Below are 25,138 nucleotides of genomic sequence, written 5' to 3' on the forward strand. Positions count from 1 at the left end.
CAGTAACCCTTTAATAAATATTTGTGATTTTTACTACGTTCATTAATTTCATAGCAAGTAGAGAAATCTTGTAAAGACTTCGACAAGCCAAGCTCTAGCTGATATCGAATAAGTTTTTGCCAAAATAAATCAACAGCACTTTTTCTACTTAGTACGTTAGTAAAAAGGTTATCCTGTTCGCCTAACTACATTTAAGCCCTGAGATAGGGATTCCTCAGGCAGACCGAGTCTAAGCTGGGGCATACCAAAATTGTTTTACTTGAGGAAACATTTATGCCCGGCGGTCATGCTAGCCACAAAGGCGCTTCGATCAAACCTAATACAAATGCTAACGGTGTCATGGATGATGCGAGTAATCCAGGAGTAGACCCTCAAGCAATCCTTGACCAACCAGAAGGTTATCCTTTTGATGCCCAAGGCCAGGGAGAAGAAGAGACCAATCCTGCGGCTCTTGAGCGTGGTCCTAGCCCTTCCGAGGATGCAAAATAATCGTAATTTGCGGTAGAGCGGAATAGTCAGCGGCTCTACCGTACAAATTGCTGTTTTTAGCTAGGTATCGCTGCATTTCTCCGCTTTCCTTGATACTAGATAAAGAAGACTGCCTAGCTCCATTGAGGAAAAGCCGTGCTGCTATCAAAAGGTTTTGAAGTAGAGCTGTACACAGGAACCCCCCAGGGCGACATCGTGGGATTGTCCGACAAGATTGTGGCAACCTTAGATGGGTTTGTGCGCGAGCCTGATAGCCGCAATGTTGAGTACACCACTGCTCCCTTGTGCCGCTATGAGCGCTTACTCTGTGACTTAGTGCGTCCTCGCGTGGCACTACGACGCTATCTCAAGCAGTTGGGAGACTATACCCTGCTACCTGGTAGCACTTTGTCTTTGGGAGGGAGCGATCGCTTCTGCCGCTCCGATCCAGGCAATCCTTATCACGGCTATATTGAGCGCACTTATGGCACTAAGGTCGTCACAGCCAGTATCCATATCAACATCGGCATTGCTGAGCCAGAGCTGTTGATGCGAGCTTGCCGCTTGATTCGATTAGAAGCTCCTCTATACCTGGCCCTCAGTGCGTCCTCTCCTTTTTTAGATGGTCAGGCGACAGGCTACCACTCTACTCGTTGGGGACTCTTTCCTAAAACTCCCGCTCATGTGCCTCTGTTTGAGAGTCATGCTCATTTCATTCAGTGGACGGAGGCTCAGCTCGTAGCAGGTACGATGCAAAATGTACGGCACCTTTGGGATTCTGTCCGACCGAATGGCGACCGCCGTCCTTATAATCTCAATCGCCTGGAACTCAGAATTTGTGATTTAGTTTCCGATCCGATCGCTCTGCTAGCCATTACCGCGCTCTTAGAAGCTCGCCTGCAACAACTCATTGCTGACCCCAATCTTGATCCGCTCACAGCCAGCACCTTACCCGCTACAACTCGCGCTGAAGATTTAATTGAACTGACGAATGCCAACGAAGCTGCGGTATCTCGAAACAGCCTAGATGCAGAACTGAGACACTGGCAAGACGGCAGAACAATTTTGGCTAGAGATTGGATTGAGCAGCTCTATCAAGAAGTATGGGCGATCGCTAAACAGCAGGGATTTAGCTGCTTTCTCCTACCGCTGAAAAAAATCTTACGAGAAGGTAATGAAGCGCAACAATGGCTGAAGCTGCATGAATCAGGTATAGATAGCCGCACAGTCATTGGTCAAGCTATTCAAGCAATGGCAGAGCAGGAGCGAGCTTTAGAACTTGAGTTATGCCAGCCTATCGCCGCGTAGTTATTTACCTGAGGCATTGCAGCTCTGAACTTAGCTCCTTTAATTTTTCACCGTAGTAATTGATCAAGGAACATTTCAGCTTCTAAAAGCCAGGACTGCCAGATTTAGAGATTCTTCTTTTAGCAAAATAATCCTGGCTGAAGACCAAAAGAAATTGTTTGTAGCCCTGAATGCCAAAACAGGGGTATTAAACTATCGAAGATCCGAATCATGAGTGAATTGATTGATCAGGATCTTTAATCACCTTGCTTTTTTTCTGGAACTATTAAAAAAATATATAGGTTCGTCTACCAAAAGGTAGACTTTTTTGTGTTTTCAGCGAGTGGTATCAGCACGAATTACTCTTTATGCCCCAAGTTGTCTTAGTTCATCCCCAAATCCCCCAAAATACGGGCAATATCGCCAGAACTTGCGCTGCTACGGGTACAGAACTGCATTTAGTGGCTCCTCTAGGCTTTGAAATCACCGATCGCTATCTGAAGCGAGCAGGTCTGGACTATTGGCCCTACGTTAAGCTGCACTATCACGGTTCTGTTGAGATTTTTCAGGCTTACTCCCGACCTAAAGGAGGCCGCTGGTTAGGCTTTAGCGCTAGAGGAAGCTGTAGTTATATTGAATGCCAATATCAAGCCGATGATTGGCTGCTGTTTGGCAGTGAAACTCAAGGTCTGCCCGCAGAAGTTTTAGACATGTGTGATCAAGTACTCTATATTCCTATGGGGCAGCCTCACGTTCGTAGCCTTAACTTGTCCGTGAGTGCAGCCGTTGGTTTATTTGAAGCCCGCCGTCAATTGGGTGATCTTAGCGTTAAGTCTGATCAGCCTTGACAAGTTCATTTTAGGTAGGCGATCGCTTAATTCTTATATTGCGATTGAGTAGTCATTTATATTCAGTGACTCAACTCTCTATTAGAAATGGAAAATCAGAAAGTAGTTCTGTGGTAGGCAGTTACAGTTGGATAAAATTATTTCGTCGCACAAAATACAAAATCTATCCGGAAGCAATAAGAAATTCCTATAAAAAATTCGATGAGATCACCCAATCTACGCTGTGAATTTTGATCACTTTGTCATGGTCTTATCCTGTTCCATCCGAAAACTGCTGTAGCGATCAAAACAGACGGGTTTGCTCTTGGGAACCTAAATCCCAAATTTTTAGTTACCTTAATCTGGGTGCATGATTCCACGGTTGATGTTCACCAAAACTTCACGTAGAGTCACGTCTGTAGTTAAGTTGAATCCTGTACCCCAGCTCTGAGACGGCTGAAAAAAACCGTTACTGACGCAATGACAAACACTAGTTTTTGGGCAAGTAATCTGAAATCTGCACTTGATTTAGCAAATGAGAGAAGTGCGTTAAACTTCAGTTTGATTAGCTCTTCAAGAGAAACTGCAACTCAATTTCTGAGACAGCAAAACCCCTTGAGCTGGACTCAAAAATCGACTCTTGAATTTTTTGTTAAGTAGTGTAAGCTTGTCTAAACCAAAAAAGCAGGGTAATCTTGCCTAGGTGTAATTGCCGTCAGTGATCTTCGTCTGTTTTCAATGTGATTTGCATCATTGACTGACGACGGATCGAGTGAATTGAGGACAGTTAAGCGCTGGTCATTAGGAGGTCGTTCTTTGAAACGAGCATTTCCGCAGAAGGTCAAGTCTGTTCTTTCCCACACACCAGGAAGTGATGTGGCTGATGAACAAAGCAAGCAGGGGCCAACCGAGGTCAATCGTAAGGCTTGCACCTCTGCTGCCATGATTGGATTAGCAATCTCGATGGGTGCGTCCAGTTTATTACTGCCTCGGCAAAACGATCGAGCTGTGGCAGCAGAACCGTTGACTGTTGAACCATCGGTTGCAACCGTTCCGGCTTACGAAGTTGCAGCTCTCTCAGCTACCCCAGAAATCGAGCCAGCAGCTACACTGCCTGTGCCAGAGTCTTCTGCTATCAAGCACAGTGTGCAACCAGGCCAGACCCTGTGGCAAATTGCTCGACTCTATCAAGTTGATGCTACCGCGATCGCTACCGCTAATGGTATCGCCCCTAGCACCACCCTAGAGGTTGGTCAGACTCTACAGATTCCTTCTGTCTCCTCTACTTCCACCTCTTACGAGGTTGCTTCATCCCAGCTAGAGTCAAGCCCCACGCTTGATCCCACGGCTGAGCTACAAGTAAACGAACCCAGCATTGCTTCTGTAGATCAAGCTGAGGTTTTGAAGGAACAGCAAGACATTGCTCTCGATCGCTTAAAGCAAAAGCGAGATGAGCTGAAAAATAGTCTGGCGGAGTTACGGTCTGAGGAAGGTCAAAGTTTAGTTAATAGCAATCAGGTTGCTACAGCTTTCGCTGAGGAGTCTGATGTCGATGGTGCAGCAAGCCAAGTAACTGCCACTGCATCTCCTGAAACTCCATTGGTAACCGCAGAGGTGGCTCAAAAAACGCAACCTCAAGAGCCTCAAGTTGTTGCAGCGACCGAAGTACCACAAGCAAAACCAGTGGTCACCCTCGCTGAACTTGCTCAAGTACCTACTCCGACTCTGGAGCCTAAGGTAATTGAGTCCAAAACCAATGAGTCCAGCTCTGTAGTAGCGACCGCTCAGGGCACGAAAGCTTTGAAACCAGAAGCTGAGACTCAAGTCATTATCGAGCCTCAGGTAGTTCCCGCCCCCAGCCCTGTAGTGATTCCGGAGGCCATGAGTGAGCCTCAGGTTCCAACAGCGGTTGAGCAAAGCGCTTATCGGGTTGGCCCTGGGGACACCTTGGATGCGATCGCTCGGAATCATGGCATTTCTAGAGCAGAACTGATTCAAGCCAACCGAATCAGCGATCCGAACTACATCCGAGTTAATCAGGTGCTCACAATTCCTCAAGTCAAAGAGGGCACTTTCCAAGTCGCTACTACGGCTGATGTCGCCAACGGAACGGCACCAACCTTAGTCGCTTCGACCAGTGGTGTTTCTGTTCCCACCATTCCAGTTGTGGGAGCTAGCCTACCTAGCACCTCTGCTGCTGGCGCTAAATCCGCTGAATTCCGAGGCACGATCGCAGCAGTACCCAAGCAAGCGATCGCTACGGAGAAGGCAGCTGAAGGCCAAGAGGGTACCAAGGTAGCAACAGCTCCACTGAGCAATGCACCTTTCTCTGAGAAACCAAGCAGCTCAGGAGCCTCGTTTAACCCAGACGAAAGCAACAGCCCTTACATCAACAACTTGAAATCCGAGATTATCAAGTTGCGTGAGAAGTACCGAGCTACTGGGTCATCTAAAGCCACTGCTACTCAGGCCAATGTGCTGAAGACCGTGCCTTCTATTAGCGCTGCTCCATCTCAGAAGACTAACGCTAGCCCTGTAACCGCTCGGCAGGTCAATCCAGAATTCAGCCCTAGCCGCTACACGGAAGCTCTACAAGCCGAAATTCGGACGCTACAGCAAAAGCGTCAGTCTGGGCAATCTTCAGCTCCTACAGCGTCTAGTACGGTTAAACCAGAAGCTAGCCAAAAGTTGGTTGCGGCAGCTCCCCTAGGTTCAGACTCCTATGATCCTCTAGTGAAGCCTTTAGTGGGACAAACCGTGTCCCCTGATTTGCCACCTTTGGCAGCAGCCGATCGCTATCTGCCAGAAAACGCAGCTAGCTTTAAGGGTTATATTTGGCCCGCGAAGGGAGTTTTAAGCTCAGGTTATGGCTGGCGCTGGGGTCGGATGCACAAAGGAATCGACATTGCGGCTCCTGTAGGAACTCCTGTTGTGGCAGCAGCTTCTGGTGTTGTGATCACTGCTGGTTGGAATGAGGGCGGGTACGGCAACTTAGTCGAGATTCAGCATCCCGACGGTAGCGTTACTCTCTACGCTCACAACAACCGAATTTTGGTGCGTTCAGGCCAGCAAGTTGACCAAGGTCAGCAAATTGCCGAAATGGGTAGCACTGGCTATAGCACAGGTCCTCACTCCCACTTCGAGCTCCATGCTGCTGGGCAAGGTGCTGTGAACCCGATGAAGTACCTCGCTAGCCGCTAATCAGCTCAAGCGTTACTTAATCTAATCGAAATCGAGCATCGGGGAGGTCTTTGGCTTCCCCGATTGCTTTTATATCTGTAACCGCTAGCCTATATTTTTTAGATTTTTTTTCAGATAAGGATAGCGATCGCTAACTTTTTTATGCTATTTTAATAAAGCGAAATCAGTCAGCACTGATGGATGCAGCTCGGCTCAGTAGCTCAGTGGTTAGAGCAGGGGACTCATAAGCCCAAGGTCGCAGGTTCAAATCCCGCCTGAGCCATTCTAGAAAAGTTTAAATTAAGGCAAATTTTTCTTTGTACTAAAGCGATCGCTTCTGGCAATAAGCTGGCGATCGCTTTAGACCTTGATGCTGTTCAGCTGCTGCGCTTATTCCTGTTTAGGTTAACAGTTTCTACAGTCCGCAGCACCAAATCAAGACGTTTACGCTGCTTTAGCCACTCTCTGCAAGCATCTTTGGCTAGCTGAATCTCTTCCTCCGTCAAAGTCTCATCTGAGGGCGCAGAAACTAAAATATTGGCTACTTTTGCAGCTTTGTAAAAAGGAACTCCATGCTTGACTAGTTCGGTATGGAATAACTCTTCTTTTTGCTTAGGAGATATTAAAAGCTTTTCCTGCATGATCGTTTAACAACAGGGAATAAATTAGTTTGAATTTGCATTGTTTTATCGCCCATAACCTTACGGCGCTTCTATAACTGCTTACATCTACCTCCGGAAGGGTCACAGAACCTCACTCAACTCTGAATCTACAAAGACGTGTCATCAGCGCTGAAACCAAGCCGTTAAGGCCACTGCTAGGCCGTCTGCCGCATCATCGGGTCTAGGGATGGCATCTAAGTTAAGTTCCCGTGCCACGGCTTGCTGCACCTCTTGCTTGTCGGCTCCACCGTAGCCCGTTAAAGCCTGCTTGATCTGAGCTGGAGTAAATTCCACAAAAGGTACTTTGTGCTGCGCTAGGACCAACATCAACACGCCACGGGCTTGAGCAACGGCGATCGTGTTGCCCATGCGGTAGAAAAACAGCTTTTCGATCGCCACTAGATCGGGTTGCCATTCGTTTAGCAGCGTATGCAGGTCGTCATAAATGGTGCAGAGGCGATCGCCCATTTCTGTATGAGCTGGAGTTTGGATCACCCCAAAATCAAGCAGGGTAGGAGCGTGGTTACCCTCGTCCCTACCCAAAATAATGCCAAAGCCTAGGATCGCCAATCCGGGGTCTAAGCCTAGGACACGTTTTTCCATTGTCGTTTAGCGAGCCTCTAGTTTAGCGAGCTCTGGCTCCAGTGCCGTTAGTCGCAGCCACCGCTTCAGTTTCTGCCTCTTCTAAGCCGAATACGCGATTAAACACTTTTTCCACTTTGTAGCCAGAATCAATGGATTCTAGAGGGTCTTTGCGGAGGCGGTGACGCAGGCAGAGCGTGACAACTCGGCGAATGTCATCGACAGTGACTTCGGTGCGACCTTCCAAAGCTGCGATCGCTTTGGCAGCCCGATTGGTGACAATATCACCTCGGAGACCATCTACATCCAACTCAGAGCAAACCTGAGAGATATTCACGCGCAGATCGTAGTCCATGCTGACAGATTTGAGGCGTTCTTGCGCTCCCACTAAGCGCTCTTGTAGCTCATCTTGCTGCGTCTGATATTGCTCTAGGAAAGCTTGAGGGTTTTGGTCAAACTCAGTGCGTTGCTCGACGATTTGCACCCGTAGAGATGGCTCCTTGACGGTGCGAATCTCCGCGTGCATTCCGAAGCGATCGAGCAGTTGGGGGCGGAGTTCGCCTTCTTCTGGGTTCCCGGAACCAACCAACACGAAACGAGCTGGGTGTCGAATCGAAATACCTTCCCGCTCAACTGTGTTCCAACCAGAGGCGGCAGAGTCGAGGAGTACGTCTACCAAGTGGTCATCCAGCAGGTTAACTTCATCGACATACAGGATGCCTCGGTTTGCCTTGGCCAACAGGCCAGGTTCAAACGCTTTTACCCCTTCTGACAAGGCTTTTTCGATGTCGATCGTGCCACAAACTCGGTCTTCAGTCGCACCAAGCGGCAAGTCAACCATGATGACTTTTTTCTGGGCAACTTTAACACCACCCTGCTGCTCTACCAGTTGTTTGACGGCATCGCTCATCAGCTCCGGATCGATGGGGTGGCTGTTGAAGGGGTCGTCTGCTACTACTTCAATTTCAGGTAGCAGGTCAGCCAAGGCACGAATGGTGGTGGATTTACCTGTGCCGCGATCGCCCATGATCATGACACCGCCAATCTTAGGGTCAATTACGTTCAGCAGCAGGGCCAGTTTCATTTCCTCCTGACCCACAATGGCTGTGAAGGGAAACACCAGGCGGCGAGTAGCTGATTTTGAATTTGGGCTAGCTTGGGCAGTCAGACTCACAGGATTACCTAGATCTTAAGAATATTTGATGACTGTCTCTCATTTTGCCATACAGCCTAGAGCTAAATGCACTCCCAGTACTCGTATCAAGTCTCTAGCGCTTTAAGATCCCGCAAAACCTCACCAGCAGATTGGTATCGCTCGTTGAAGTAGTAGCAGATCATGCGATCCAAAACCGCCGCAAATTGATCGCTGACCTCAGTAAACTCTCGCCAAATCACAGTGCCCGTTTCAGGATCCGGTGACAGTTGGTAGGGGAAGAACCCCGTTAGGGCTTGAATGGCAATCATTCCCAGCGCATAAATATCGCTACTGAGCCCAGGGTATCCAGCTAGCTGCTCTGGGGGAGCATAGCCACGGGTACCGATCGCAACAGTAAATCCTTCTTCTTGGGCGCTTTGGCGGGAAGCACTATAGTCTTGGGGCTGCATTTGTTTCACAGCTCCAAAATCAATTAACACTAGTTGTTGATCGAGTTGGCGACGCATGATGTTGCTGGGCTTGAGGTCCCGATGAATCACATGCCGTTCGTGCAGAAATGCTAAGACTTCTAAGATGGGCCTGAGTAACCCTACAACCTGAGCTTCTGACAACCGCTTGCCGGCAGGTAATTCCTCGCTGAGAGGGTGCCCCGCTATAAATTCCTCTACTAAGTAAAACTCAGCGTTTTCTTCAAATGAAGCCAAAAGTTGCGGAATTTGATCGTGTTTCCCCAGCTTTTCCAAAATTTCAGCTTCAGTTTTGAATAAACGTCTAGCAGTTTGCAAAAAGCGCGCATCACTCCGGGCTGGCACTAAATGCTTCACCACGCACAGCGGATTACCAGGCCGCTGAGTATCTTGGGCTAAATAGGTCAAGCTAAACCCACCGGATGCCAGGACACGATCAATTTTGTAGCGCCGACTCAACAAGAAGCGAGGGCGATCGCTGATTGGGTCTTCAAGGTCATTAGCAACATGCTGATCTGAATAAGTGCGGGTATTAATGGCCTCAGTTGCATCATTAGACTTGGTGCTACTAGTCGGCACCTGGGTGGTGACACTCCGCTTGGTACTCTGGGTCGGGATTAAGGTGGTGTCACCACTTGCAGCACTGGTCGGAGCGCTAGTTAAAGCAATGGTTGGATCCCCACTTAACAAGGTTTGCAACAGGGCAATCGTTTTTTCTTGGTCTTCAACTTGTTCAGCGATCGTTTTACGCTCTTGATACGCCTGATAAGCAAAGTAAGAAACCAAGCTACCCGCTGTCGTGAGTAGGGCGATCGCAGGCGGTACAAAGGGAATCCAAGCAGATTGCGTAAACCAGCCATAGCAAACGAGGTATAAACCACCAACGGCAGCAATTCCTATCAAACCCAGGTAGACCGGATGCCGAACTCGCCAAGCCAACAAGGCCCCTACCGCCGACCAACCCCAAATCCACAATCCTTCAGCCCACTCAGGCCAAAACCAAACTAGCGATCGCTGGCCCAACGCCGCACTGATAAATTGACTAACCATGTGAGCATGAATCAGCACTCCTGGCATTTCCGGGTTGCCCTGCTCGATCGCACTGTAGGGAGTAGGAAACAAATCTTTGATACTAGGAGCTGTCGTCCCGATCAAAATAATTTTGTCTTTGATCCAAACTGGATTCACTTGACGCTGCAATACCTGCGTTAATGTCACCTGACGAGCCACTCGCTGATTTGAGTGGTAGCTCAATAAGACCTGATACCCGCCAGCATCACCATCGATGTAACCACCGGAATTTGGTTGTAACGGCGTAAACACGGCCTCACCCCAGCGGACTGCCTGGTAACTTTTCCAGGGCTGTTGCGGGGTAATTCCTCGAGGGGCTAGATACTTTGATGCCAACCGCAACGACAAAGAAGAAAATTCAGCGTTATCAGTTTCGCCAAAGAGAAAATTGCGCCGAATCACGTTGTCAGAGTCGAAGACAATATCGTTAAATCCCACCCGCGCACTTGGCACACCCGGCGGAGCCTTAGTCTTGTTGTTGGCTGTGTCCCCCAAGGTCGAGATTGTGACTACATTTGGTGCTTGTAATTGTTGCAGCAGGGACGTGCGCCCCGGTGGCTGGGGAATTTCCCGCAGGATATCTAAACCGATGGCAGCGGGCTGGTAACGCTGTAGTTCTGCCAAGGCTTGAGCGATCGCCTGATCCGAAATTGGCCACCTATTTTGAGCTTGAATATCTGATTCGGTAATGGCAACTACAAGTAATCGAGGGTCAGGCTCCAAATCAGGTTGCAGTTGCACCAGGCGATCGTAAGCCGCTAACTCCAGCAGTTGCCATCCTCCCACTTGCCGCACTCCCAGCACCAAACCTGTGACAATCACGCTCGTCACCAGAGCGGGTTGAGTCACCATCGGTATCAGCTTGCGCCAGCGTTCTAAGCTAGGCCGTGTAAAACGGATTTGATGCGCCAGTTTAGAGATCACAGAGGTCAGCCATTGGCTAGAGCATTAACAAGCAGACTTTTACCAAACTCTAACAGCTCTACATGACTAACCCAGCGTAGCTAAGCAATCGAATCACTGCCACTCGTTTAAAATGCGCTTATTCCGTCCAGAGACACGATATTAGATCATGACAAGTCAACTTCCCATTCCGGTTGTTGTTAATGGGGCCGCGGGAAAAATGGGCCGCGAAGTCGTCAAGGCTGTCGCCCAAGCATCTGATCTGACCCTAATTGGGGCTGTCGATCGCAATCCCAAATACATAGGTGAAGACGTAGGGGAAGTGGCTGGATGCGGTCCTTTAGAAGTGCCAATCCTTAACGACTTTGAGCCAGTCCTAGCGATGGCTGGGCAAGAGAAGCAGCTAGGAGTGATGGTCGATTTCACTCACCCAGACGGTGTGTATGACAACGTGAGAGCCGCGATCGCCTATGGTGTTCGTCCCGTTGTCGGCACGACTGGCTTAAGCCCCCAGCAGATTCAAGAATTAGCCGAATTTGCTGACAAAGCCAGTACAGGTTGTCTCATCATTCCTAATTTCTCCATTGGTATGGTGCTGCTGCAACAGGCTGCAATCCAAGCTTCCCAGCACTTCGACCATGTCGAAATCATTGAACTACACCACAACCAAAAAGCAGATGCTCCAAGCGGAACAGCGCTACAAACAGCGCAAATGCTAGCCGAGCTAGGTAAAAGCTTTAACCCATCAACGGTTGAGGAAACCGAAAAAATACCAGGAGCCAAAGGAGCTTTAGCCGATGAAGGAATTCGTATTCACAGTGTGCGTTTACCCGGCTTAATTGCTCATCAAGAAGTCATTTTTGGCGCAGCCGGGCAAATTTATACCCTGCGGCACGACACGAGCGATCGCGCTTGCTACATGCCCGGAGTCTTGCTTTCAATTCGCAAAGTGATTCAGCTAAAGTCGCTGGTCTATGGCTTAGAAAAAATCCTTTAGGCCCAGCAAAATTACCAAAAAAATTGCCTGACCCTACAAGCCCCCAGGGTCAGGCAATTCACCTGTAAAGACGCTTTCCTAACCAGAAAAACCAAACAAATTTAGTTGCCCCCTACTTGTTTAGTCTTTCTGAACGCCTTATTCAGAATTAAATTCATTCTGCTACTTTTGCCCTATAAAAACTTCGAGGCAACTACGCAACTTTTAGACAGTAGAGATTGAATTTTCTGTGCTCAAATCCGTAGAATTACTCTCCTCTTATTTAAAGTTAAACTCATAAACAGAGGAATAAAAAGAAATGAAGCGACCTGACAACCACTAGGGCAGTGCCTTTGAGCAAACTGCTAGTCTATAGCCAATAATCTATAGGCAAGTCTAGCATTAGTAAATAAAGCGTCGTGGGTTCGAGTTGCCGCCAAAATTTCTTCCCTTAAAAACTTCACAATGCTAGGCTCATAATACTAAAGCGATCGCCCACAAACTATTGCCAACTCAAGAGTATATAAACTTGTACTAATGCTAGTTCCATTGACTCGCGAGAAATTCGAACAACTGGTTCCCCTCGTTGCCACTTTTCCTCAGTATAAATATCACTGGGGAAAAGTTTCTGACTTCTTAAAGCGACTTCTCATTTCTGTTGTGGGAGGGGTAGTTGTTACCATCGCCTACTCCGTTCTTGGAGAAGGCAGCGCAGGTGGACTCATCCTCTTTTTCCTAGGAGTTGCAACCAGTCTCTATTGGCTCTGGGCTCCTGTTTTCTGGGCTACCCTCCGAAACCTAGAAGCTCGCAAACCACGCCATAGCGGTTTTTGGCAAGGCCGTGTCTTAGATGCCTACGTCAGTGAAGAACTGATCGGAACAGAAGAAACCGTGAATAAGCGGGGAGAGTTAGTCCTCGTAGAAAACCGCGAACGACGGCTGAACTTAGAAGTAGGCGACGAAAGCGGATTTAGAATTCCCGTCCAAGTGCCGCTGCGTCGGGAGCATAAAGCCATTCGCCCAGACCAAGTCGCTCATATGGTGGTGATGTCGCATTTGCCAGATCTGAGTCGCATTGCCAAAATCTCTGACATTTACATTCCTAGCCAGAATATTTGGGTGAGCGACTACCCACAAGTGCAGCGGGATAATTTCTTGGAAGTTAGCCGACGACTAAGCTCTCAGCCTAAGCCTCGCAAATCCCCTCGTCGCCGCGCTGCAATGGACATGTAAGTCGCTGAGCCCATCTCTAAACTCAACCCATACCAGGGCTGTCTTGACCGTAGGCTTTCCAAGCCAAATCTACTAAGCCATTCATAATTGCAGCGGCGACAACAGCGCTCCCTTTACGCCCCTCAATGCGAATATGGGGCACCAATGAATCCTGTAAGCGGTGTTTTGCAACTTCAATATCGACAAATCCAGAGGGAGTGCCCACCACTAAGGCGGGGCGAATTTCTTCTGCTTCAATTAAATCCACAATGACCGATAGGGCAGTTTGGGCTTGACCAATCACGAAAATGCCTTCTGGATAGCGACGTGCCAGGGTTTCAATACCCCAAGCAGCGCGAGTTTTATCTCTTTGAGGCCGAGTCAAAGCGTCCATGCTGCAATATACCGGATTGGCAAAGGTGTTTTGGATATTTGAAGTAATACCAACTTGTACCATCGGCACATCTACCACAATAGTGCTGCGGGCTGCTAAAGCTGCGGCTCCCGCTTGTAGTGCCTGCTCAGAAAAGCGAATCAAGGATTTGTACTCAAAATCAGCAGTGGCATAAATCACTCGACGCACAATTTCATATTCAGCCGGGGAAAACGTGTGTTCACCCATTTCTCGGTCAATGATTCCTAAACTCTGAGCGTCCGTAATATGCCACTCCATGCCTAACTTGTCCCTCAAATGCGTTCTTGGGGTTTGAGATAGTTATACACTCCTAAGCAGTCATACAGCGTAATTGCTATAGGACTGCTTGCACTTTAGGCGATCGCGTTGGTTCTATCCTCAGCGGATTGAAATTCAGTCTTGAGGAAATTTTGCCTGCATTCAAGTTATCACTGGTTAACTTTCAGGGGCGGAAGACTGAGTAAACATTGGTGAAAGATAAGCCACTAAAGCTCCTAGCATAAATCCCACCACATTTCGAAACAGAGGTAGCCATTCTGAGGTGCGCGTCACAACCGGACCAACACCAAAAGCAATAAATAAAATTCCCCACAGAGGCGAGAAAATCAAAGCCCATTGCCAAGCGAAGACTTGGCCTTCCTTACGAGGATGAGCGGCAAAGCCGAAGATTACGCCGCCAACCAGTGAAGTAATTAGAGTAAGAATCCACTGTTCTTGAGGTAAACCGGGCACCACTTGGCACCCACCTTTACGTAAGCAGGCTTTGACGGACTCTAAGGCTTGAATGATGGCTTGGTCTTCACCATTTTCGCGTACAAAGAATTGGTTACCATAGCGGGTTTGCAGTTCAATCCAGAAGGTGCGTGGCATCAGCTCATAAAAGGCATCGCCAACACTAAAGTTGAGGATATTACCGCCCCGTGCATCCGCAACTAGCAGCAGGCTTTTTTCATCTAGGCCCCAAAAGTCTTTCACCGCTCGCCCTGGAGTTTGATCAAATTGAGTCAAAACTCGAAGTTTCCAACCTGTTTCTGCTTCAAAAGTTTCTAAGTCTTTGGCCAAGGATTCTTCTTGAATGCCCGTAAGATTTTTTGCTAGATCAATGACCGTCGTTGGTTCACTGGGCAGCAGTTGTGGGTTTTCGTAGGCTTGGGCTGCTGGTGCGATCGCCCACATTGACAACGCTAAGCAGAAGGCAGCAAGGAAAGTAAGAAGCCGTCGCGGAGAAAGGTATGGCATTTGCAACGCTAGATTAAATCTAATAAGTGGATGCTATGAGTGAGGCTAAAAATGGACAGCGCTCACCTATTTATCTTTACACTTGTTTACTTGAATTTAATCTTACGGACTGAGAGCGGAAGCCGTCAATTGCCATGGTTCGATCAAAATTTGGTGGATTTTCGCTAGTAACTCGTCTTTAGGGTCAAATTATTCGTTGAATTGTGGCGAAACGTGTACTTTAACGAAGCTTAATGGCCGATTTCTGTAAAAACTGATGAAGCTGGCAGCTCATCTGTCAGAACAGCGAGTACTCTCAGATTAAGAAAACCTAATGTTGCTCGCTATAGCCGCGAGTCCTTTCTTGGTTCAGGGCACTCTAGGGATCTGCGCTACTTTATTTGTTCCCTGTCTGACTATGTCTATGACCCAGTCATTTCAGTCATCCCAGGTTCAGCCACTTTTTCCTCCAGTCAATTCAGTGCGGAGCAGACCTCAAGTTCGCCGCCAAGCTGATATTGACCCTCGGCTACGGCGGGAGTATGAAGACGCGATCGCCCGTTGTGATCAAGCGATCGCCCGAAAAGGTGATGATGTGAGCGCCTGGTACCAACGGGGACAGGCTCAAGCCAACTTGGGAGCCTACAATGAAGCGATCGCCAGTTTTAACCAAGCGCTAAGGAGCCAGCCTAATCATGCTGCCGCTCTAGTGTTTCGGGCTGTGGCTTTCATTCACTTAAATTGTTACGAAGAAGCCTTGCTTAGTTGCAATACAGCTTTAGCGATTCAGCCTCACCATGCAGAAGCTTGGTTATTCCGAGGGGTAGCACTACGTTATCTCAACCGCTACAGAGAAGCTTATGCTAGCTACGACCATGCCCTGGGAATTCGCAGACCTGCTAACTGGCTGAACCGGATCTCCAGAATTTTCGGTTGGTTTCGGCAGTAACACTGCAAACGCTGACTGCAAACACTGACGTTTTTATAGAGTTAGTAGAATAGAAGCTAGTGAATTTGAGGGCCAGGTCTCTGGTTAAGCAAGTCTATAGAAACGATCTACGGCAATCTTCAAGGTCTAAAATCTAGTCAGCTTAAGCAGCTGCAACGTCTGTACCATCAACGGCTACCGGGCGATTGCCTCACCACATCTGAATTCGCCCAACGACTAGCTGCTATTAGTACAGATCTCAACCAGCCTGTTTGTGTCTACATAAACCGGCGCGGTCAGGTTATCCGGGTTGGAGTGGGCACGCCCCGTCAAACTCAGATTCCACCTCTAGAACTACCGCGTTACGGGGCCGAACGTCTCAGCGGCATTCGCTGTTTGGCGACCCAATTAAAAATTGAACCACCCAACGAAGCTGCTTTGACGGCTATGGCAATTCAGCGGCTCGATAGCTTGGTAATGATTACCTTGTCAGGTGCAGGATTTGAGCGGCGTGGGGGTGGAGCAACGGGCTATGTTAAGCACGCTTACTTAGCACACCTAGTCCCGCATCCAGAAGCGAACTGGACTGTTTCACCACCAACCGACCTGGATGATTTAGCGGCTCAAGATTTTCTGGATTTAGTAGAAAATTTAGAAGCAGAATTTGAGCGCGAATACGTCGCTCAACAAGTCGATCGCGACCACGATCAGGTGTTGATTGTAGGCTTGATGACCGATGAACGAAAATCGCAACGCTTCCAAGATGGCTTAGTCGAACTAACTCGCCTAGTGGAAACTGCGGGCGGCACTGTGGTAGAAACCCTAACTCAAAAGCGCTCTCGCCCCCACCCACAGACCGTGGTTGGCGAAGGAAAAGTTCAAGAAATTGCGCTCGCCGCTCAAACAGTGGGCGCAAACCTAATTGCTTTCGATCGCGACTTACACCCAGCCCAAGTGCGTAACTTGGAAACTCAAATCGGCATTCGGGTGGTCGATCGCACTGAAGTAATTTTAGATATTTTTGCGCAACGGGCTCAGTCTAGAGCCGGGAAACTCCAGGTCGAGTTGGCGCAGTTGGAATACATGCTGCCGCGTCTGGTCGGGCGGGGACAAGCTATGTCACGCTTGGGCGGTGGGATTGGCACCAGAGGCCCTGGTGAAACCAAGCTAGAAACCGAGCGTCGTGGCATCCAGCGACGGATTTCTCGGTTGCAGCAAGAAGTTAACCAGTTACAAGCTCACCGTTCTCGGTTGCGGCAACGACGCCAGCATCGCGAAGTTCCATCGATCGCGATCGTCGGTTATACCAATGCTGGTAAGTCTACGTTGTTAAACACATTGACCAACGCGGAAGTGTATACCGCCGATCAACTCTTCGCGACGCTTGACCCTACCACCCGACGCCTGATCATTCAAGATGCTGTGACTCAGGAACCCCGCTCTATTTTGCTGACTGACACGGTTGGCTTTATCCATGAGCTACCGCCGTCGTTAGTGGATGCGTTCCGAGCCACTTTGGAGGAAGTCACAGAAGCAGATGCTTTGTTGCATTTGGTGGATCTCTCCCATCCAGCTTGGCAAAACCAAATTCGTTCAGTCATGAAGATTTTGTCCGAGATGCCCATCACGCCGGGACCCGCGTTAGTGGCTTTCAACAAAATTGACCAGGTGGACGGAGATACTTTAGCCCTCGCTCAAGAAGAATTTCCTCAAGCTGTATTTCTCTCGGCCAGCGATCGCCTGGGGCTAGAAACCTTACGTCGGCGACTAGCTCAACTTGTGGACTATGCGGTTTCTTCCTGGGGCTAAACTAAGATCAAGAAACATTGCTTAACGATTGAGGTTGCTATGGCTTCTAAAGTTGAAATTTACACTTGGCAAACCTGCCCCTTCTGTATCCGGGCTAAAGCACTCTTAGACAAAAAAGGAGTTGAATACACCGAATACAGCATCGATGGTGATGAAGCAGCCCGCGCTGAAATGTCCCAACGTGCTAATGGCAAACGTTCTCTGCCCCAAATTTTCATTAACGACCAGCATGTTGGTGGTTGTGACGACATTCATGCCTTAAACGCTCAAGGCAAGCTTGATCAGCTTTTGCAGACTGCTAGCTAACTACTTATAAGTTAGCTAGTACATCGTGTAACGCCAAAAGCGATCGCATTTCCACTCAGTTGTTTCGTTAGTGCAAAAGTAGCCACACCGTTGCAGAGGGTAATTCATTGAAATTCGCATTTATTATTGACCCCATTCAAAAACTTGATCCCTGTCATGACACGAGTGTTGCCCTCATGGAAGCAGCACAAGAACTGGGTCATGAGGTATGGGTAACTCAAGCGAATTTATTGAGTGTGGTGAATGGTAAAGCCTGGGCAATTTTAGAACGGGTCAAGTTGACGCCCATTCAGTTAGTAGATGGCCACTGGGTGGCTGCTGAATCTTGGTATTCCCTAGGGAGTTCCTTGCAAGATTCCACCCAGGCTAAGAGTTTCGGCAATCTACAGCCGCTAGAGGAGATGGACGTAGTATTTATGCGAACCGACCCGCCGGTGACTACGGCTTACCTCTACGCTACTTATATCCTGGACTACATCGACCCCGCTAGAACCTTAGTCGTCAACTCCCCTAGCGGTTTGCGAGCGGCTAACGAAAAGATGTATGCCCTCCAGTTTACCGAGGCGATCCCCACTACGATCGTGACTCAAGATAAGCAGGTGATTCGTCAGTTTGTGGAGGAGCAAGGAGCTGCGGTGCTCAAGCCGCTAGGTGGTAAAGCGGGGGAAGGCATCTTGTTCTTGCAACCGGGCGATCGCAACCTGAATTCCATGATCGAAATCAGCACCTTCCAAGGGCAACTGCCGATCATGATTCAGACTTACCTGCCGGAAGCGAAAGCAGGTGACAAACGAATTATCTTGCTAGACGGAGAGCCAATTGGAGCCGTGAACCGCGTGCCCACAGGTAATGAATTCCGGGGCAACATGGCAGTTGGCGGCAGGGTTGAGTCAGTGGATATCACCCCCAGAGAACGAGAAATTTGTGCTCAACTGGCTCCAGTGCTGCGGCGAGATGGGCTAATTTTTGTAGGGATAGATGTGATTGGTGGCTACCTCACAGAGGTTAACGTCACTAGCCCTACAGGTATCCGCGAAATTGATCGCCTGAACCAATCTCGTGTAGGCCATCAAGTCGTTCAGTGGCTAGAGAAAGCTCAAGCTAGTAAGCTCAGCTTCTCCTCCCCTGCCTAGGCGTTCATCACTAAGTGAGAGTTGTGGAGCCGTGATGGGCGAGCTACATCTGCCCGTCATGGTTGAGATTGAGTATTTGACTGGGCATTAGGCATCGGCCCACTGACGGAGCAAATTAGCGTGGCTTTTAGAAATTAAGTCGAACTCTGTCGTCTTGCCCTGCTTTTCAAACAAAGCTCGACGAGCCACATCGAGATCAAATAAAATTTCGCGTTTGTGGGGGTCACGCACTAAGCTTTGTACCCAAGCTACAGCGACTAATCGCACCCCTTCAGTCACAGGATTGACCCGATGCAGGGTAGAAGAAGGATAAACAACGGCTGAGCCTGCTTCTAGCTTAAATGTAGTTTCTCCCTCAACTCCCTCAATCACTAGCTCACCGCCACCATAGCTGGAGGGAGAACTGAGAAATAGCGTTAAGGAAACATCCGATCGCCAAAACTCCTGACCTCCCATCAGGGCGTTATCAATATGGCTGCCGTAGGACATGCTTGATTCATAGCGACTAAACAGCATTGAGTGAATCAGTCGAGGCTGGACAGCAATTTGAAAGAGGGGATTGCGCCTTAAAGCATTTTTGATTGTTTCTTTCAGCTCTTGGCTGTAATTAGCTTCATTTTTGAGTTGGGTATTTTGTTTCACCAACTTTGCGTGCCAACCTGCTGTAGTTTTGCCATCGACAAAATCAGATGCATCGAGGCTAGAAACGACAGAATTGAGTTCTTCCGTTGACAGGACATCAGGGATGGTCAGCATCATTGCAAGCAACCTCGAACAGCAGTAATCAAAAAAAGAAACAAACCATAAATTGGCCGAGTTCTAGCTTAATCAGTTCTGGCAGTTTTAACCTGCGACGAACTCAAAAACTTGTAGAATGGGCGACTTATTTATAAAGTACATAAAGAACTGAGGAGAAATACTCAATGCGTGCAAAGTCGGCTGGACTACTACTACTTCTAGGTTTGATCGCTCCCGTAACAGGATGTGGCACAGAGAACGAAACTGCTCCCCCTGTTGAGCAGACGGGTGGAGCAGGTGGTGAGGCAGGAACCACCACTTCTCCTTCCCCAGATGCTCAAGGCAGTGCTGGTGAAGGTGGCGAGGGCGGTGAAGGTGGCGAAGAAGGAACCACTTCTCCTTCTCCCTCTCCTGGCGGTGAGGGTGGTGAAGGCGGCGAAGGTTAAGGTTGAAATTTTCGACCTTTAACTAAACACTGCAACCCTATCTTTGGAGCCGTAACATCCCGATCGCTTTTTGCAGTTTGGGAAGTAGCGGCTCTATATAAGAAGGCCAGCCAACCAAAATGGGTTGCTTGTGGGCTAGCGTATCTGGATCAAGGGCGTCTGGAGTAAAGCGAATTGGTTGCCCTTCTAGGTCGCAACAAACTAATCCTGCGGCTTTAGCGATCGCTAAAGGACCCGTCGTATCCCAGAGCTTAACGCGCCCATTGAAATAAACATAAAGCCCTGCTCGGCCACAAATTACTTCCATGACCTTAAGGCCAAAGCTGCCTAGCGTGTAGAACTGTACATCTGGAATTAGCTTTGCGATCGCTTCCCCAAAGTTGTTTTGATCTTTTGTGCCGATGATCATCGGGCAAAACCCAGATTGAGGTGGTGGTGGCTCTACAGGCTCTAACAGCTCGCTATCCTGTCCTGGTTTTTCTTGAAATAGTCCCCAACCGCAGCCGCCATAATACATTTGGTTCAGCATTGGTGCATAGACCCAACCCGCGATCGGCTGGTATTCCTGCAACAGGCCGACCATAATGGCGAACTCTGCGTTGCCTTTAATAAAATCCTCAGTGCCGTCTAGCGGGTCAATCAGCCAAAGCTGCGAGTAGTGATCTCCAAAGGCTTGTCTTGATTGAGTGTTCTCCTCAGTAATCAGACCATCGTGAGGAAATAAATTTGAGAAAGCTTTCGTCAATTCTTGATCTAAGGCGCGATCGACATTCGTTACGTAGTCATCCGGACCCTTTTGAGAAACTTGGAAATGCTCTTTCGCCAGCCGTTCTACTTGCAAGCCGCAGCTACGAATCACTTGGCGAATTTTTTGATCTTGTTCAGTAGAAGGCAAGGGCATAGCAGGCGATCGCAACGGGGTTGGGACTATCTATCTTGGAAGTCACTCCCGTAAGTCTACACGATTGGCATAAAAAAACGGGCTAACCCGTTTTAGTGGTTAACCCGTAAGCTTGGGAACGCGCAGAGAAATTACTTTTGCAGAACTAGTTTAACGTTGGCATTTTGCAGACCAGGCCGCTTAACTTCTGCCAGAGTCTTATTAACTGCGTACTTTTGATTAATGGAGTTGATGAGTTCAGTTTGGTTGTGCTTCTTAGCAACGCCCCAAAGGTCAGCAATGAGATCGAAAGAACCATCACTATTGCGAGACCAGCCTAGGTCGTATTCACCTTCGAGAACAGCAACGATATCAGAACGAACTCTTTGACCGTTGTAGCCACGGACATCAGCTTCAGTCTTGACCGAGATACCCAAATCACGCAAGGAAGCCTTCAGGATTTCGGCATCAGTGATCTTGGTGCGCAGAGTGCTGAAGTGAGACATTTCGGATTTCCTCCTGGAGAGATTGAGAGAAACGACAACGTTTGATGTGATGAGAGGTTTACCGCGATGGTGGCACGGTATTTTGTCAAACTGCTAGCAACCATTTGCTAGCCTTTCCTCCTGTTGGGAGCAGGAGTGAAAGCCTTTAGAACTCCAGTCGCTGATATTCTGCGACGGAAGATGCAGCAGGTCGCGCGCGCTGCCTTGCCCAGTCTCTTAGGGCTGTTACCTGCTCGTTCATTGTCTTAGACAAGGGCAATGTTGACTTAATCGCAGCAATAATGTCGAGCTGAGTAAACTCCCGTTCTTGGGCGAATGCTTCATACATTGCTGCAATCAACGCCTGTTCAATTTCTGCCCCGGAAAAACCATCGCAAACAGTCGCGAGCTGGTCCAAATCAAACCGAGCAATTTCACGCCGCCGCTTGCTTAAGTGAATACTAAAAATCTCTTTGCGCTCTTCTTTAGTCGGCAGATCAACAAAGAAGATTTCATCAAAGCGCCCTTTTCTCAGAAATTCTCCTGGTAAACGTTCTACCCGGTTAGCAGTCGCCATCACAAACACCGGAGAAGTCTTCTCTTGCATCCAGGTCAAGAATGAACCAAAAATTCGACTGGAGGTGCCGCCATCCGAATCCGCAGACCCAGTGCTACCTGCAAATGCTTTATCAATCTCATCGATAAACAAAATCGCGGGAGAGATCGATTCAGCGGTTTTTAAGGCATTACGCAAGTTGGCTTCAGAGCGACCTACCATTGAGCCGTCGTAAACTCGGCCCATATCTAGACGAATCAGTGGCAAACCCCAGAGCCTAGAAGTGGTTTTAGCGATCAGCGACTTTCCGCAACCTGGAACCCCTAAGATCAGCATGCCTTTTGGTTGAGGCAAACCATATTCTCTGGCTCTTTCTGTAAAGGCGTTAGAGCGCTGCTTGAGCCAATGCTTGAGTTCTTCTAAACCGCCAACAGAATCAATCGTCTCGTCTTCTTCGATGTACTCTAAAATTCCGTTACGGCGAATAAGTTGCTTCTTTTCAGATAAGACAATGTCTACTTCTGCTTCAGTCAGGCGACCCGCTGTAACTAAGGCTTTACGATAAACTTTTTCGGCTTCATCTCGGGTAAGTCCCAGAGCCGCTTTTAGGAGTTTTTCTCGTGCTTCGGTTGTAATCCGACGGTTGCGAGGTAGTTGGTCTAGTTGGTTGGATAGCACTTGATTTAACTCAGCCATTGTTGGCAGAGTGAAATCGAGGACTACAACTTCCTTTTCTAACTCGATCGGAACTTGCTGCACGGGAGACATCAAAATAATAGTTTTTTGTGTTCCCTTAAATCGGGCGATCGCATCTCGAAGACGTCGTGTAACTGCTGGAGAATCTTTGAAGGGGTGCAAATCCTTAAACAGGAACACGCCAGATGGTTGCCGAATGGCCCAATCAATCGCTGCTTCTGGAGAAACAGTGTTGTTTTGCACAGGACTACGGGACTGTTCGTGCCCTACCATCCCTTCAGTCATTGTCCAGATGAATAACTGAGGCCGCTGGGGTGACCTAGCTTGAACAATTGCGGCAACTGCCTGCTCAGCCCGTTCCTCTTCAGAGGTAACTAGATAGATAAGAGGGTATTGAGCTTGAATTAAAATATTGAGCTCTTCTTGCATGACCATCGACCTACTAGAGACGGTGCAGACATTGCTAGATCCGAGTTCACCCGACCTGAAATTAATGCGGCACCCTTGCTAGCATTAACCTACAGGTTGGAGCCTTAACAAGGAACGAGTTCCTCGCCCGGCTGATTAGGATTAGAACCAACCTTTTGAGCTTGCTGAACTGGCAAAGATTGTCCAGCTTCATCTAACACCCCTGGCTGATTCTTGAGAGCAAGCATTTCTCCGTTCTGGACCACAACCGAGCTAGTGCACTCTGGACAGTTGTAGACCTGATGAGATTGGCCGTAGGATGCTTCCACCTCATCTACCAACTCTGGGTGAGCCAGGTAGAAGACAACAGCTCGTTCAACAATTGTTGACATAGGCTCTGCATCGACTGCTGCCCGAATTTTCAACTTTCGATGCAGCTCCGGTGAAAGATACAACGTAACCTTTTGCTTCTCTTGCATATAACTTCCAGTTCTACCCGGGTATGTATCTGTCAGAATATCGAGTCTGATATTTGCTGTCAAGATGGCAAGACGTCATGACAGCATTATTGTTACTTTTGTTTACAAAACAGGGCTAGCCATTCAACGAATGAGAACGAATCAGACCGTGAAACCTTATCGCTCTGTAACTGACCCTAGAGCAGCCAGGTTGTCTGCCTTGGCTAGTTTATTGGCTAGCTTGGTTCTCCTAACAAGTTGTCGTACTTCTGAGATGCCACTTGCAGGGACATGGAAGACTTACCATAACCCGCGCTATAACTTTGAATTTCCGTATCCCAGCAGTTGGACTGCCGAGCCACCCCCCGACAATCAGGATGGACAGGCTTTTCGCGACCCTAAAAATCCTCAAGCTGAAATTCGAGGGTGGGCAGGACATCAAGTTAAGCCCATTACTACTAAGCAAGCTCAGCAGCAAACGGCTCCTGTACCCTCATCAAAGGCAAACTTCACTACCGCTCAAGGTTTATCTGGGGCGCTTAATGTCAACATTGGACCCGAAATCAGCTCAATGACACTAGCGCTACAGCAAGGCGACATTCGCTACCACTGGCAAGCGCGATCGCCCAGTCAGCAGTTCGACGACTACTACCGCTTCTTCTATTACATTGCTCAGCAATACCGAGTGCCACCTCCATCACAGCAACCTTAGACCCGCAGAAGTGAACTTAGAAAGGGCCATTTCAGAAATTAAGTTAACAAGTAGCTAGAAATTTAAACAGACTGAGTAAAATAGCAAATATCAAGTGCAGCATTTAAACCAAACCCCCTCAGGGCGAGGATTAATCGCACCCAAGCTGAGCCGTAATTTACACTTCTTCAACCTCATTATCCTTTAGCAGTAGGTCAAAACCGAGTTGTCAACCAGAGCACCTTTAATCGAGAAAAAGCAAAATCGTGATTTACCCCAAATCAACGAGCGCATTCGATTTCCTAAGATTCGGGTAATTGATACTGATGGTGCACAACTAGGTATTCTTACCCCTCGTGAAGCGCTGCAAATTGCAGAGGAAAAAGAACTAGATCTCGTACTGGTTAGTGATAAAGCCGATCCTCCGGTTTGCCGGATTATGGATTACGGCAAATTTAAATTTGAGCAAGAGAAAAAAGCTAGAGAAGCTAAAAAGAAGCAGCATACTTCTGACGTGAAGGAAGTAAAGATGCGCTACAAAATCGAAGAACACGATTACAACGTTCGCATTAACCAGGCCGAGCGTTTTCTCAAGGCAGGAGACAAGGTCAAAGCGACAATTATGTTTCGAGGCCGTGAGATTCAACATAGCGACTTGGCTGAAACTCTGTTGATGCGGATGGCGAAAGACTTGCAGGAAATGGCTGAAGTTCAGCAATTTCCTAAAAAAGAGGGACGCAATATGATGATGTTGCTTGCGCCTAAAAAAGCCTAAGTCATCAGCATCCATATAGTCAGTCTCCAGCAAGCCTCACAGCTTCCTTAGCGATTATTACGGTTTCAGTCATAAGGCTGAGGCAGAGGCGATCGCGAAACCTAGATGTGGATCAACACATCTCCACCTCTTCGTAACGTCTCAAACAATATTAAAAATTTTCAAGAACAAGGTTGACTACAAAGCAGCCTTGTTCTTTTGCGTTATATCACTCTATCGATAGAACGATACAAAGATTCGAGCTGCCTGTACTTACTAAAACAGAGTCAAGGTTGGGAACGCTAAAAAAGCAAGGTTCTGCTTAGATTTGCTTCAGCACTGTTCTCCTATAGTAATTTTGCTGTTTAAGTAGACACAGCCAGCCCAGCGTAGCCCCAGGAAGCTAATTTGGTGCAGAATCCTGTT

The 25,138-nt window shown here is 48.3% G+C and carries 24 protein-coding genes and 1 tRNA gene; 14 read left to right on the forward strand and 11 right to left on the reverse strand.

The genetic code is table 11. The features are described 5' to 3' along the window. The first annotated feature begins 273 nt into the window (after positions 1 to 273). The 5 genes from H6F90_RS25495 (at position 274) to H6F90_RS25515 (ending at position 6,045) form a co-directional block, all read left to right on the forward strand. A complete protein-coding gene (locus H6F90_RS25495; RefSeq protein WP_190433432.1) occupies positions 274 to 489 on the forward strand; it encodes a hypothetical protein in 216 nt (71 codons plus the stop codon). A 135-nt stretch (positions 490 to 624) separates the two neighbouring features. Then, positions 625 to 1,776, forward strand: a complete 1,152-nt coding sequence (gshA, locus tag H6F90_RS25500; protein WP_190554870.1) for a glutamate--cysteine ligase — start codon at positions 625 to 627, stop codon at positions 1,774 to 1,776. A gap of 347 nt (positions 1,777 to 2,123) precedes the next feature. Then, complete coding sequence (locus H6F90_RS25505) at positions 2,124 to 2,603, forward strand: tRNA (cytidine(34)-2'-O)-methyltransferase (RefSeq protein ID WP_190554871.1); 480 nt, start codon at positions 2,124 to 2,126, stop codon at positions 2,601 to 2,603. A gap of 795 nt (positions 2,604 to 3,398) precedes the next feature. Beyond that, positions 3,399 to 5,783, forward strand: a complete 2,385-nt coding sequence (locus H6F90_RS25510) for a peptidoglycan DD-metalloendopeptidase family protein (protein WP_190554872.1) — start codon at positions 3,399 to 3,401, stop codon at positions 5,781 to 5,783. A gap of 189 nt (positions 5,784 to 5,972) precedes the next feature. Further along, positions 5,973 to 6,045 (forward strand) — tRNA-Met (locus H6F90_RS25515). Positions 6,046 to 6,139: 94 nt separating this feature from the next. Here the strand turns inward: H6F90_RS25515 and H6F90_RS25520 are convergent. The 4 genes from H6F90_RS25520 to H6F90_RS30890 form a co-directional block, all read right to left on the reverse strand. Next, positions 6,140 to 6,403, reverse strand: coding sequence for a hypothetical protein (locus tag H6F90_RS25520; RefSeq protein ID WP_190433439.1), 264 nt, complete (start codon positions 6,401 to 6,403; stop codon positions 6,140 to 6,142). A gap of 144 nt (positions 6,404 to 6,547) precedes the next feature. Further along, positions 6,548 to 7,027: a crossover junction endodeoxyribonuclease RuvC gene (gene ruvC, locus H6F90_RS25525; protein ID WP_190433440.1), complete on the reverse strand. Its 480-nt coding sequence runs from the start codon at positions 7,025 to 7,027 to the stop codon at positions 6,548 to 6,550. Between the two features lie 22 nt (positions 7,028 to 7,049). Next, positions 7,050 to 8,180, reverse strand: a complete 1,131-nt coding sequence (bchI, locus tag H6F90_RS25530; protein ID WP_190554873.1) for a magnesium chelatase ATPase subunit I — start codon at positions 8,178 to 8,180, stop codon at positions 7,050 to 7,052. 86 nt (positions 8,181 to 8,266) lie between these two features. Then, the gene (locus H6F90_RS30890) at positions 8,267 to 10,624 is read right to left on the reverse strand and encodes a CHASE2 domain-containing protein (protein ID WP_370588093.1); all 2,358 of its coding nucleotides are present in this window, start codon (positions 10,622 to 10,624) and stop codon (positions 8,267 to 8,269) included. A 148-nt stretch (positions 10,625 to 10,772) separates the two neighbouring features. Here H6F90_RS30890 and dapB point away from each other — a divergent pair, with 148 nt between their 5' ends. Together dapB and H6F90_RS25545 are read left to right on the forward strand one after the other, a co-directional pair. Then, positions 10,773 to 11,600: a 4-hydroxy-tetrahydrodipicolinate reductase gene (gene dapB, locus H6F90_RS25540; RefSeq protein WP_190554874.1), complete on the forward strand. Its 828-nt coding sequence runs from the start codon at positions 10,773 to 10,775 to the stop codon at positions 11,598 to 11,600. 516 nt (positions 11,601 to 12,116) lie between these two features. Further along, complete coding sequence (locus tag H6F90_RS25545; RefSeq protein WP_190554875.1) at positions 12,117 to 12,812, forward strand: phosphate ABC transporter permease; 696 nt, start codon at positions 12,117 to 12,119, stop codon at positions 12,810 to 12,812. A 22-nt stretch (positions 12,813 to 12,834) separates the two neighbouring features. Here the strand turns inward: H6F90_RS25545 and H6F90_RS25550 are convergent, their stop codons facing one another. Next, positions 12,835 to 13,464 carry a precorrin-8X methylmutase gene (locus tag H6F90_RS25550; RefSeq protein ID WP_190433444.1) on the reverse strand — a complete coding sequence of 210 codons (630 nt, stop codon included), beginning with the start codon at positions 13,462 to 13,464 and terminating at the stop codon, positions 12,835 to 12,837. 177 nt (positions 13,465 to 13,641) lie between these two features. Beyond that, a complete protein-coding gene (locus H6F90_RS25555) occupies positions 13,642 to 14,445 on the reverse strand; it encodes a TPM domain-containing protein (protein WP_190554876.1) in 804 nt (267 codons plus the stop codon). A gap of 397 nt (positions 14,446 to 14,842) precedes the next feature. Here H6F90_RS25555 and H6F90_RS25560 point away from each other — a divergent pair, with 397 nt between their 5' ends. From H6F90_RS25560 to gshB, 4 genes are all read left to right on the forward strand, one after another. Next, a complete protein-coding gene (locus tag H6F90_RS25560; RefSeq protein ID WP_190554877.1) occupies positions 14,843 to 15,373 on the forward strand; it encodes a tetratricopeptide repeat protein in 531 nt (176 codons plus the stop codon). 294 nt (positions 15,374 to 15,667) lie between these two features. Then, a complete protein-coding gene (hflX, locus tag H6F90_RS25565) occupies positions 15,668 to 17,161 on the forward strand; it encodes a GTPase HflX (protein ID WP_370588094.1) in 1,494 nt (497 codons plus the stop codon). 39 nt (positions 17,162 to 17,200) lie between these two features. Then, the gene (grxC, locus tag H6F90_RS25570; RefSeq protein ID WP_190554878.1) at positions 17,201 to 17,467 is read left to right on the forward strand and encodes a glutaredoxin 3; all 267 of its coding nucleotides are present in this window, start codon (positions 17,201 to 17,203) and stop codon (positions 17,465 to 17,467) included. A 107-nt stretch (positions 17,468 to 17,574) separates the two neighbouring features. Next, positions 17,575 to 18,600, forward strand: coding sequence for a glutathione synthase (gshB, locus tag H6F90_RS25575; protein ID WP_190554879.1), 1,026 nt, complete (start codon positions 17,575 to 17,577; stop codon positions 18,598 to 18,600). Positions 18,601 to 18,687: 87 nt separating this feature from the next. Here the strand turns inward: gshB and H6F90_RS25580 are convergent, their stop codons facing one another. Continuing rightward, positions 18,688 to 19,359, reverse strand: coding sequence for a Fe2+-dependent dioxygenase (locus H6F90_RS25580; RefSeq protein WP_190554880.1), 672 nt, complete (start codon positions 19,357 to 19,359; stop codon positions 18,688 to 18,690). A gap of 164 nt (positions 19,360 to 19,523) precedes the next feature. On the opposite strand from H6F90_RS25580, the gene H6F90_RS25585 reads away from it, so the two are divergent. Further along, on the forward strand, positions 19,524 to 19,784 hold the full coding sequence (locus H6F90_RS25585; protein WP_190554881.1) for a hypothetical protein: 261 nt from the start codon (positions 19,524 to 19,526) through the stop codon (positions 19,782 to 19,784). Positions 19,785 to 19,821: 37 nt separating this feature from the next. On the opposite strand, the gene H6F90_RS25590 is transcribed toward H6F90_RS25585, so the two are convergent. The 4 genes from H6F90_RS25590 to H6F90_RS25605 all read right to left on the reverse strand — a co-directional run bounded on the left by H6F90_RS25590 (position 19,822) and on the right by H6F90_RS25605 (position 23,201). Next, the gene (locus H6F90_RS25590; protein WP_190554882.1) at positions 19,822 to 20,685 is read right to left on the reverse strand and encodes a 3'(2'),5'-bisphosphate nucleotidase CysQ; all 864 of its coding nucleotides are present in this window, start codon (positions 20,683 to 20,685) and stop codon (positions 19,822 to 19,824) included. Between the two features lie 131 nt (positions 20,686 to 20,816). Continuing rightward, positions 20,817 to 21,170 (reverse strand): DUF1257 domain-containing protein, encoded by a 354-nt coding sequence (locus tag H6F90_RS25595; RefSeq protein ID WP_190433455.1) that lies wholly within the window; start codon positions 21,168 to 21,170, stop codon positions 20,817 to 20,819. A 145-nt stretch (positions 21,171 to 21,315) separates the two neighbouring features. Continuing rightward, entirely contained in the window at positions 21,316 to 22,830 is a 1,515-nt protein-coding gene (locus tag H6F90_RS25600) for an AAA family ATPase (protein WP_190433457.1), read from the reverse strand. Positions 22,831 to 22,934: 104 nt separating this feature from the next. Beyond that, positions 22,935 to 23,201 carry a hypothetical protein gene (locus tag H6F90_RS25605; RefSeq protein WP_242024631.1) on the reverse strand — a complete coding sequence of 89 codons (267 nt, stop codon included), beginning with the start codon at positions 23,199 to 23,201 and terminating at the stop codon, positions 22,935 to 22,937. A gap of 151 nt (positions 23,202 to 23,352) precedes the next feature. Here H6F90_RS25605 and H6F90_RS25610 point away from each other — a divergent pair, with 151 nt between their 5' ends. Further along, positions 23,353 to 23,979 (forward strand): hypothetical protein, encoded by a 627-nt coding sequence (locus H6F90_RS25610; RefSeq protein WP_199296176.1) that lies wholly within the window; start codon positions 23,353 to 23,355, stop codon positions 23,977 to 23,979. 205 nt (positions 23,980 to 24,184) lie between these two features. Beyond that, positions 24,185 to 24,733: a translation initiation factor IF-3 gene (infC, locus tag H6F90_RS25615; protein WP_190433461.1), complete on the forward strand. Its 549-nt coding sequence runs from the start codon at positions 24,185 to 24,187 to the stop codon at positions 24,731 to 24,733. Positions 24,734 to 25,138: the final 405 nt, after the last annotated feature.

Origin of the sequence: Trichocoleus sp. FACHB-591 (assembly GCF_014695845.1) — a bacterium.
Taxonomy (GTDB): Bacteria; Cyanobacteriota; Cyanobacteriia; order FACHB-46; family FACHB-46; genus Trichocoleus.